We start from the raw sequence: 2,604 nt of genomic DNA on the forward strand, positions 1-2,604 counted from the left end.
CGCCTGTCGCCGGACTTCATCCGAGAAGTCGGTATCGCGAGCTTTGACACGCTTGGCGACAAGCCAGTCAACGTCAAGGGGACGTACGTGGTCGTGGTCGTCTGGACGCGAGTCGGTGGAACCTGGAAACTGTGGACTGACATCTTCCACTAGAACCTTACGACGACGGCAGGTGATGAGCGCCTGCAAAGGGTCGAAGAGCGAAGTTCGACTGCCCGTCTGAAGGTCGCCTTGGGGACGGAGCCAATGGCTGTTCCCGGCGCGTGCCCGACATCGAGGCCTGCAGGCCTGCAGCGGGACCTGCTGGCGTTCGACGAGAAGTGGTCTGGCCAACCGTTGTAGCAAAGCGGCATGGTCATCTCCCGCCAGTGGGAGCACGCTCATGCCAGACCCTGCCCCGATCGAGGAGATCCTCGAGCCGGACCTGCCGATCTGCGATCCTCACCATCACCTGTGGGACTTCCCCGGCAGCCGCTACATGCTGGCGGAACTTCTCGAGGATACGGCGGGCGGCGGCCACAGGGTCGAAAGCACCGTCTTCGTTGAATGCGGCTCGTTCTATCGAGCCGGCGCCGCGCCCGGATGGCAGTTCGTGGGCGAAGTTGAGTTCGTCAATGGCGTAGCGGCGATGGCCGCCAGCGACCGCTACAATCCTCTGCTGCAGCCCGGTGAGGCGGGCCGCGCCTGTTCGGTGCTCGCCTGCGAGGCAATTGTGGGGCGGGCGGACCTGACCATGGGGGCGCCCGTCGAGGGCGTGCTGGAACGCCAGGTGCGCGCCGGCAACGGCCGTTACCGCGGCATCCGGCACGCCGGCGGCTGGGACGCCAGCGACGCCGTCCGGAACAGCCATACCGACCCACCCCAAGGGCTCTACGCCTCGAAGGCCTTCCGCGAAGGGTTCTCCAGGCTAAGCGCACTCGGGCTGTCGTTTGAGGCTTGGCAATACCACCCCCAGCTGCCCGAGGTGACAGACCTCGCCCGCGCCTTTCCGGAGACGCTGATCGTGCTGGACCACGTCGGCGGGCCTCTCGGCATTGGGCCCTATGCGGGCAAGCGCGACGAAGTGTTCGCCGGCTGGCGTGCCGACATCGCCGAACTCGCTCGCCTGCCGAACGTGTGGGTCAAGCTGGGCGGCCTCGGTATGACGATCTGCGGCTTTGGTCACCACAAGCGCGAGGTGCTTCCGAGGTCCGCCGAATTGGCGGAGGCTTGGCGGCCGTACATCGAAACCTGCATCGAGGCGTTCGGGCCCGAGCGGTCGATGCTGGAGAGCAACTTCCCCGTCGACCGAGCCAGCTGCAGCTATGCCAACCTATGGAATGCCTTCAAACGCATCACGGCCGGCGCCTCAGCCAGCGAGAAGGCGTTGGTCTATCGCGACACGGCGCGGAAGTTCTACCGGCTGCCATAGGAGCGCGAGCGAACTCTACGCCGAGCGGCGCGCCGCGAAGTGTCTGCAACGGATCGGGCGGAAACCGGATGGGGAAACGCGACTGAGGGTGCGCTTTCGAGCTGACCGTCAACTTTCGCTTCTGGCGCGGAGGATCCCAATCTGGTCCTAGTCCAGCAGCCGTCACAGATGACCGGGGTCGGTGGCGGTGGAGCCGGCTCCCCGTCGGCTCTTGGACGGCAGCGACCCGCGCCAGCAAGTTCAGAGCCTTAAGTGGCACCAAAGCGGGAGGCGCCATGACTGTCCGGACATCGAGATGCGCCTGCGGCGCGTGCCAGATCGAGGTCGAAGGCGAGCCGACGAGTAGCGGCCTATGCAGCTGCGACAACTGCAAGCGGCGCACGGGCGCCGCCTTCGGCTGGTCTGTCTACTTTCGCGACGAACAGGTCGGCAGGATCGAAGGCCCCATGACTGTCTTCGACGGCATGGGCAGGCGGTGGTTCTGCTCGACGTGCGGCACGACCCTCTACTGGAAGTCTTTCGGGGCCTGGAAGCCCGGCGAGACTGGCTTCGCCGGAGGCTGCTTCGCCGATCCGACACTGCCGCCGCCAACCGTTGCGGTGCGCTGTGCGCAGGCAATGCCCTGGATCACCTTCCCTGACGCCTGCCTGCTGTTCGATGACATGCCCCCCGCAGTGGAAGTCCCATCGTCGGTTTGGCGGAGCCCAGATAGCCGGTAGGGCGCTGGCTGTTCGGCCGAGTACGGTCGGCCCTCGATCGGGAACACGCCTTCGCCTACCGCCAGGAAAGCGCACCTCGGGAAAGTCCCCGCAGGAGCCGTGCCGGCGAGGGTCGAAGACAGCGACGTTCGCCTCCCGCCCGACGGTGCTATTTCGCGCACGGCGCTGGCTTCCGCTGGATGGCGAAGCTCGGCTTTCCAGGCGGAGGAGACTTTTTTAGGTCAGCGGCCTTGCCGAGGGCCGAGCATGCCGATCGAGTGCAGCCACAGGTCGACCATATCCGGCCAGCGGCCGATCGGCAGATTGGTGGCGCGCAGGCCGAAGGCGTGGCCACCCTTGGCGTACAGGTGCAATTCCGTTGGGACGCCGGCCTTCTGGAGTGCGACGTAGTAGGCGAGCGACTGCTCGACGCCATCCACGTCGTCGTTCTCAGCCTGCAGCAGAAAGGTCGGCGGCGTGTCGGCGCGCACGCGG

Annotated in this window: 3 protein-coding genes; 2 read left to right on the forward strand and 1 reads right to left on the reverse strand. The window is 66.2% G+C overall.

Features of this window, described 5'->3' with window-relative positions:
- The first annotated feature begins 382 nt into the window (after nucleotides 1-382).
- Both VGI62_RS15945 and VGI62_RS15950 read left to right on the forward strand, forming a co-directional pair.
- Nucleotides 383-1,411 (forward strand): amidohydrolase family protein, encoded by a 1,029-nt coding sequence (locus tag VGI62_RS15945; RefSeq protein ID WP_331505504.1) that lies wholly within the window; start codon nucleotides 383-385, stop codon nucleotides 1,409-1,411.
- 275 nt (nucleotides 1,412-1,686) lie between these two features.
- On the forward strand, nucleotides 1,687-2,130 hold the full coding sequence (locus VGI62_RS15950; RefSeq protein WP_331505505.1) for a GFA family protein: 444 nt from the start codon (nucleotides 1,687-1,689) through the stop codon (nucleotides 2,128-2,130).
- A 221-nt stretch (nucleotides 2,131-2,351) separates the two neighbouring features.
- Here VGI62_RS15950 and VGI62_RS15955 read toward each other — a convergent pair.
- Nucleotides 2,352-2,604 (reverse strand): alpha/beta hydrolase (locus tag VGI62_RS15955; protein WP_331505506.1); only part of this gene is annotated, 253 nt, incomplete at its 5' end.

It is taken from the genome of Phenylobacterium sp. (assembly GCF_036495085.1).
In the GTDB taxonomy this organism is placed as follows: Bacteria; Pseudomonadota; Alphaproteobacteria; order Caulobacterales; family Caulobacteraceae; genus Phenylobacterium.